3 protein-coding genes are annotated in these 7,963 nt (G+C 43.2%); 1 reads left to right on the top strand and 2 read right to left on the bottom strand.

Annotated features, from left to right (window positions below; all coding sequences use genetic code 11):
* The first annotated feature begins 165 nt into the window (after nucleotides 1–165).
* The gene (locus AC805_RS00125; RefSeq protein WP_055073530.1) at nucleotides 166–1,911 is read left to right on the top strand and encodes a DUF1565 domain-containing protein; all 1,746 of its coding nucleotides are present in this window, start codon (nucleotides 166–168) and stop codon (nucleotides 1,909–1,911) included.
* Between the two features lie 103 nt (nucleotides 1,912–2,014).
* On the opposite strand, the gene AC805_RS00120 is transcribed toward AC805_RS00125, so the two are convergent.
* Nucleotides 2,015–5,488, bottom strand: a complete 3,474-nt coding sequence (locus AC805_RS00120) for an AAA-like domain-containing protein (protein WP_055073529.1) — start codon at nucleotides 5,486–5,488, stop codon at nucleotides 2,015–2,017.
* 12 nt (nucleotides 5,489–5,500) lie between these two features.
* On the bottom strand, nucleotides 5,501–7,435 hold the full coding sequence (locus tag AC805_RS00115; protein WP_055073528.1) for an AAA-like domain-containing protein: 1,935 nt from the start codon (nucleotides 7,433–7,435) through the stop codon (nucleotides 5,501–5,503).
* Nucleotides 7,436–7,963: the final 528 nt, after the last annotated feature.

The following is a 7,963-nucleotide window of genomic DNA, read 5'->3' as shown; positions in this document are numbered from 1 at the left end:
TCTTCATCAACGCTAATTCAAGGTGTCAGCCACAAATATTGCAAAACTATTCATCGTAAGGATGGCTATAGCTATGGATTCTAATATCTACTGGCGGTTAAAACCGCCGTTCGCTTACCTCTCAGCGCTAAAGCGCGGAGTTTCTCGCGTATCGAGAGGTCTTTTATGAAAATAATTATCCATAAGACATTTAAAGCCCTTATCTTGCAGCATCTCACTGATTTAATACCAATTGCGATTCTGTCTCCTTGCCTAATAATCGCATTGCCTCTTGCCGCACAAACACCATCGTCTCAAACTTCAAAGGCTGCCAACCAAAATACTAACCAAAATATTAACCAAAATACTAACCAAAATACTAACCAAAATATTATCTACGTAAATCCACTGACGGGACTCGATCGCCCCGATCGCGGCAGCAATACATTACCATTTAAGACTATTACCTATGCCCTCAGTCGCGCCCAGTCCGAACAGATCGTGCAACTAACGAATGGAACCTATAGTATTGCCTCAGGGGAGGAGTTCCCCATTCGATTGCCTTCAACTTTAACTTTACGGGGGGATGAAGCCAATAAGGGGAAAGGAATTACAATTTATGGAGGAGGGATGCTTTTAACGGGATCGGGCTTTCCGCAAAATGTGGCGATCGCTCTAGGCGATCGCTCAGAACTACGGGGCGTAACCTTAACTAACCCCAATTCCAGAGGTTATGGACTCTGGATTGAAAATGCCAGTCCCACGGTTTCCAATAGTACTTTTCTTGGTAATCAGCAAGATGGAGCGCTAATTACGGGAAAATCGGCGGCGATCGTTTCCTTCAATCAATTCTTTCGGAATGGAACCAGCGGCTTAGCGATCGAGGGGCAAGCAAGCCCTGATATTCGTAGCAATCTCTTTCAACAAACTACGTTCGGGATGAGTATTCGTCAAGAGGCTACTCCCCAAATCACAGAAAATACTTTCACACAAAATCAAAATGGCATATTAATTCAAGCCAATGCCAAACCAGTTTTGCGAGGCAATGCGATCGTCAATAATCGAAACTATGGCTTAACAATTTCCGATCTAGCAAAGCCAGATTTGGGCAAGGCTAACGATGATGGCAATAATACTTTGCAGGGAAATGGCACGCTCGATCTCCAAAATGTCAGCCGTAATGCGGTTGTCGTCATTGGCAATCAATTAGACATTAAAAGAGTGAAAGGTAATTTGCAACTATTAAATGTGCGTCCGCCATCTAATTTATTTGTGAATAATTTTGTGAATAGTTCTGTAGCAAATGCTGCAAGCGCCAACCCAAGCACCATTCCCAGCAATCCTAAAAGCGATCGCTTTGCCAACCTCAAACTAGAACAAGAGATTTCCGCCAGTCAGCCCATGAACCTTGCATCTCATCTGGATAGTCCGCCCGCATTGGTTAGACCGACCGCTTCTAATCCGAACAATAGCTTTAATTTTGCCAATACTCAAGGAAATCAAGCCAATCAAGCCAATCAAGCTAATAATCCTTTCTGGTACGAGCCCGTAACTTCCGTTATCATCAGGATCGCCCCTAGGGGATTGGATTCCCCCATACCAGCGAACACCGAAATTACTTCGAGTTTGCGTCCCGTCCGCTCTTTTCCTCCTAGCGGGGAACCTGTAAATCAACCCATCCAAATTGCACCCCTCGCGAACACAAGTCTCACCCCCCAAACGCCACCGCGTTATCGAGTGGTTGTTCCTGTCTCTTCCGCCAATGCGGTTGCGCAAGTGCGCCAGATTGTCCCTAATTCCTTTGCCTCTCGTCTTAACGGTTATCTAGTGGTTCAGATCGGAGCCTATAGCGATCGCCGCATTGCGGAGGTACAAGTTTCACGCCTCGCCCAACAGGGATTATCCGCAAGAATTGAAACTATTAATCCATAAAAACAGTTCATACAGCGCTTTGCGCTCAAATCCAAACCCCAAAGATAAGTGGCGGCGCGCCGCGCCGCCACTTATCTTTGGTATTACTTGGCTATCTTTCACATTACGAGCTTAAATTAGGAAGCTCATGGGTTTCCAAATAGTCTTTAATCCAGTTATTTCCTAGCTCCATCAGATGGGGTAATGAGAAATCCCAAAGAATAGCTCGACCATTGGTACTGGCTGACAAGAGGGTGTCGCCGCTAGGGCTAAAGCAAACGCTCTTTACTGGTGCATGATGCCCTTGCAGCGTTAGCAGCTCTTTGCCATCCAGACTCCAGATCCTGACCGTGCGATCGTTACCGCCCGAAGCTAGAGCATTTCCATCGGGACTGAAGCAAACACTCCTTACTTCAGCATTATGCTCGTTTAAGGTTCTCAATAATTTACCATCAAGGCTCCACAACTTAATACTGCCATCCTTGCTACCGCTAGCAACGATCTGGCTGTCAGGGCTAAAGCAAACACAGTAGACTTCGCCCGTATGCCCGCTCAAAGTATTTAATAGGGTTCCATCCCAATGCCAGAGTTTAACGGTTTTATCTTGGCTTGCCGTTGCCAACATATTACCATCAGCGCTGAAACAAACTTGATATACGGCATTGGCATGTCCGATTAAGGTATGTACCCATTCCCCTTCTTTATTCCATAACTTAACCGTGCAGTCAGCACTAGCAGAGGCAAAGATCTCGCCATCACCACGATAGGCGATGCTATAGATTGATGATTCATGTTCGTTATAGATACTTTTTAGTAAGTTTCCTTTCCCATTCCAAATTTTGATTGCGCGATCGCTCCCGACGGAGAGTAAAAAACGATTGTCTGGGCTAAAACAAACACTATTAACGCTCTCTTTATGTCCTTCTAAAGAGGCAATCAGTTTGGCATGGGCAAACCAAATCTTGATCGTACCGTCGCTACTAGCTGTAGTAATAAAGCGACCATCACTACTAAAAGCTACGCAATTGATTTCATCCGTATGTCCTTCCATATATAACAGAGAATTACCATTCAATCGCCACAGCTTGAGGGTCGTATCTTGGCTGCCCGTAAGCATCGTACTGCCATTGGAGTTGAAGGTAATACTATGGACTCCGCCTTTATGCCCTTGGAGAGTTTTGAGCAATTCCCCCTTGAAGTCCCAAATTTTAATCGTGCGATCGCTACTGACTGAGGCTAGAGATTGCCCATTAGGATGAAAATGCACTCCCAAAACCTTATCTGTATGTCCCTCTAGAAATGCGATTAAATTCCCTTCCATATTCCAAAGTTTAACGTCGCGTCCGCGACTTGCCGAAGCAATGACACGCCCCGATGGCGATATATCGATATCTTCAATAAAGCTATCGTGGGCTTTAAAGGTTTTAATCGGAGTGCCGTTAATATTCCAAATAATTATCGTCCGATCAGCACTCCCACTAACGATCCGTTCGCCATCTGGACTAAAGCAAAGACAGGTTACCCATTTGTGGTGACCTGCGAAGGTGTTAAAGGGGGTACCATCATCGCGCCAAAGTCGAATTTTTGTATCTTCACCGCAGGAGGCGAAAATGGAATCCGTGGGACTAAATTTCACCGCTAAAACTGGTGCTTGATGATCTTTAAGCACTTGGATTGGCTGCTCTACAAATATCTTAGTCAAGCGACTCATTTTCCACAGCCGAATGGTTCCATCACGACTAGCGGAAACTAGATGTTGACCAGTACGGCTAAAGCTGAGGCTGGTAATCCAGTTTGTATGCCCCATGAGAGTTTGCAGTAAGTTCCCCTTTTGATCCCATATTTTGATCGTGCGATCGCTACTTCCCGATGCGATTAGATTGTCATTGGGTTGGATCGCAATACAGGTGACCGTATCGAGATGTCCTGCAAAATGATTGTATTCACATACATTGTAAACTGCTTGATGGAGAGCCGTTAGTCCGTGCATTCGCAAACTTGCTTTTTCACCTGTAGAAGTTTCTAAAGCTTGCAATTGTTTGCCTGCTTCCATTGACTCCAACAGCGCCTCAAACTGTTGATTGAGAATAAATGTCGCTTTCGCAGAGGCACTTTTGAGTACAACTTCTGCTTCCATCAGACTAGCTTGTAGTCTTTGTTGCATTTCCACTAAACGGAACTTCGCATCCTGTTCTGCTTTTAAGGTTTGTTCTAGTCTTCGTTTTGCAGCGGAGAGAATTTGATTAGCCTCAGCTTGAGCAAGGAGAGCAGTTTCCACTTCTCTTTTTTCGAGTTCTTGGCTAGCCGAAAAGAATTGGTAATCATAGTTACTCAGATTCTTATCCGCCGACCAGATGAGGGCATCCTGCAAAGCTTGTCCCCGTAACAAGCGCGATTCATCTTGATAATTAGAATCCATCCAAGCCTTAAAGGCTTCTCCATAGGGACGTAAATTTGCTAAGGCTTGATTGACCCAATTTTGATTAAAGATTGCGGCGTAAACGGGGTTATAAACTCGCAGTTTCCCCTCTCGTTTGACAACTAATCCCGTAATCCGTAGTTCGGTTTGTTCGGGACTATCATCGGCAACAATGCCGCATTCCAGTTTGTGCAATGACGGTTCGGAACTTAAAATTTGTTGATATAAACCCAGTAATTTACCTTGACGATTTTCACTACTCCAAAGAATGCGATCGCGAATGGTCTTAAAATGTTCGGGCTGGTCTTGTATTTCCCAATTTTCGACGAGACGCGATCGCACCAGATTGTTAACCCAAACAAGTTCGTGATTTAAGGGGACGGAGTCCTTGGAGAGCAGGATTAACTGACAAAGTTTTTGAGTGAGAAAGGGTTGCCCTCCTGTATAGGCAAGAATTGCTTTAATCGTGGCAACGGGATTTTGGGACTTCGATAGTAATCCCCGCATCAGAGGAGTCGCCTCCTTTAGCTGAAATCCTCTTAACTCGATCGCTCGTCCGATGTTAAAAGGAGTCCGTTGTTTATCGCGAATCAGATCGGCAGGCGTAGCAACGCCAAAAAGGGCAAAGGTTAAGCGATTGTAGGCAATGCGATCGGCACGACGATTAAATAATTCCCGAATGAGCGCAAAGAAATCATCAACCCGAAAATTCAAACTGAGGATACTATCAATTTCATCCACAAAAAGAATTACAGGTGAAGAGATTTTTTTTAGCAAACCTTCATCTAGAAATTTGCCAAAGCGCTGGACTGGCGAAAGTAAATGATTTTGCTCCCACCATTCCTCTAAATTAAAGGAATCGTACAAATTTAAGCTACTGATAATGCTATCAATTAATCCCGCATACCACTGTTCTGGAGTAATGTCGGATGTACCAATAGCCGTAATATCGATGGCCGCACAGGTGAAATTTTCCTCCTGCAAGCGCTTCATCGTCCGAACTCTCAGACTCGATTTACCCATTTGCCGAGAGTTGAGAACGTAGCAAAATTCTCCTGCCTTCAAACTTTCATACAGATCGCTATCTGCCTGCCTCGCTACGTAGGTTGGGGCATCAATAGATAAACTCCCCCCAACTTGGTATAGATAATTTGGTGTTGTTGCTGCTGTTGCGGGCATTGCTCTTCTCTATTACCGAAAAACTTGTCGAAAATATTGGTAATAAAGATCGCACATGGGAATTACTTGATTACCAACAAACTTCACTAAGCCAATACTTCTCAATTTAAAAGCCACTTGGCTATCTAACTGAAGAGGCCCTGAAATCGCGACTAAATCCTTGTAAGCTTGGAGCAGTTCGGGATCTTCCCTTAAATTACTAAATTGACGGCGAAGGTGATCGCCATAAATTCCCTCTTCCGTCGCTGCCACTTGCAAAAGACTTTTCCAGTCGATCCGCCCCCTACCAATTTGATAGAGAGCTTGCCTTACGAGATAGGGATGCCCACCTGTAAGGTGCATTAGTTCATCCATCTGGGCTGGTTGCCAAGAGAGTTGATGGCGTTTGACAAGATCGGCAATCTGAGACAATGTCAATTCAGGTAATTCGATCGGCAAACCAACATTAAACGGTGACTGATTGATATTGAGGGGGATATACACTTCTTTCGAGTGAACGATTACTAATCGAAGTTTTTTCCAAATATCCTCGTTCTTTGCCTTCTCATGCCAAGCTCTCAAAAGCCCAAAAAAGTCAGTCGCAATTTTAGGATATTGAAAAACTAAATCTACTTCGTCTAAGCCTAGAACTAGGGGCGGCTCCTTCGCAGTCAGTAAATAACGCTGAAAATACTTCGTACATTTGTTTTTACTTCCTAAAACCCCCTGCCATTGTTGATCCAAATTATCCTCTAGATCGAGTTCGGCAGCGATGCTCGCGCAAAACCATTGCAGAAATAGGTCTAGATCGCTAAATACATCGCTATCGGCTTGTTGAAAATATAGGTGCGCGACTTGATATCCCTTATATTTAGCAAAGGCAAGCGTCCGCGAGAGGAGAGATGACTTACCCATTTGGCGTGGTGCTTTAATGCGAATGAGCGAACCCGCCCTTAGCATTGTTTCACAACAGTCCTTCTCTATGGGTGGACGTTGAATATAGAATGGAGAGCCTACTTCTATTTGTCCCTCAGGCTCTTCCAACTGAAATGGTGATGGGGAAGCGGGTGTGTTAGGGGGAGGAGTCACTGTGAGTGTCGTCGCAGTATTGGTAATATTGAGTAATTTTTCTAAGGCTTGCAGAACTTCCCCAGCATCCCTATAACGTTGGCGATAATCGTAGCGCATCATTTTGTCAATAATTGCTGCTAACCCACGGTTAATTTGCAGATTCGCCTTAGCGACTGCTTTCGCACAGTTGTACTCATTGGTCTGTTCTTCTTTGGGAAGCTCTTTGAATGCAAGCCCAGTAAAAGCCTGCAAACACATAATGCCCAAAGCATAAATATCGCTACAAAATTTAGGTTGCCCAGCTAATTGCTCGTTGGGCATATATACCAACGAACCGACTACCACCGTTCTTGTCTCTTTATTTGCTTCTTTTAAAAAATCTGTAGAGTCTTTTGATAAGGCTTTGACCGCGCCAAAGTCAATTAAGACAATTTTGCGATCGCTCTTGCGGCGAATTAAATTGGCGGGTTTAATATCGCGATGAATCACCTGAGAACTATGCACAAAAGCTAAGACTTGCAAAATATCCCATAGAGAGGAAACTAATTCCTTTTGACTCCACCTGCGACCACCACTAATCTCCCGATCTAATGTTTGTCCTTCAATAAACTCCTGTACTAGATAAAATTCACCATTTTGCTCAAAATGGGCAAATAATCGAGGAATCTGATCGTGACTGCCTAAATCATTTAAAGTTTTGGCTTCACTTTCAAATAATCGTTTAGCGATCGCTATTTCTTGAGGATTATGTAATTGAACCTTGAGTTGTTTAACTACGCAGGCAGGCTTGTTAGGTAACTGTAAATCTCTTGCTAAATAGGTACAGCCAAAACCACCACCACCAAGTGGCTTTATAATTTGATATCTGCCTGCAAGGACTGCTTCAGCATTGGTCATGGTGTTCTAAATAGATTACAGTTTTAAGTAACATCTTTTTTATAATACAGTGACAATTAATACTCGGAAAATTCTTTAGATATTTAACCTATAAGTTATTTTTTGTCGCTTTATCAAGAAGTTTATATCTTTATATTTGAGTTGTGATATTTGAGCTGTAAAGAGTCAAAGCTTGTGGTATTTTTGGCACTTACATCACAGGCTTTAGAGCTTGATATTTAATGATACCCAGCCAGTTAAACATAATTTCTTTATCTCCATTCATCCTTTCTATAGCAATCCAAAATCATTTGTAGATTTTTGGGTTTATAAAAGTACATCCCTTAACGATGCAATTCCATAAACATTGAGACTCGATCGTTCAGGATTGATATATCAGCAAAATAAGTATTTAAGTATTAAAAAATTAATAGTTATCTCTAAGCATAATTAAAATCCAGATTAAAAACCTATTTCGCTCAGCCAACGTTAGTTGATCGGAATCGAAGCTAGATAACTGGGAGGGACATTTTTTATCCGCAAGAGCCT

The sequence above is a fragment of the Pseudanabaena sp. 'Roaring Creek' genome (assembly GCF_001402795.1).
In the GTDB taxonomy this organism is placed as follows: Bacteria; Cyanobacteriota; Cyanobacteriia; order Pseudanabaenales; family Pseudanabaenaceae; genus Pseudanabaena.
This window is presented reverse-complemented; position numbering and strand designations above follow the sequence as displayed.

Coding starts and splice junctions, on each gene's coding strand:
- AC805_RS00125 (WP_055073530.1), top strand. CDS start 166: ATGAAAATAATTATCCATAAGACATTTAAAGCCCTTATCTTGCAGCAT.
- AC805_RS00120 (WP_055073529.1), bottom strand. CDS start 5,488: ATGCCCGCAACAGCAGCAACAACACCAAATTATCTATACCAAGTTGGG.
- AC805_RS00115 (WP_055073528.1), bottom strand. CDS start 7,435: ATGACCAATGCTGAAGCAGTCCTTGCAGGCAGATATCAAATTATAAAG.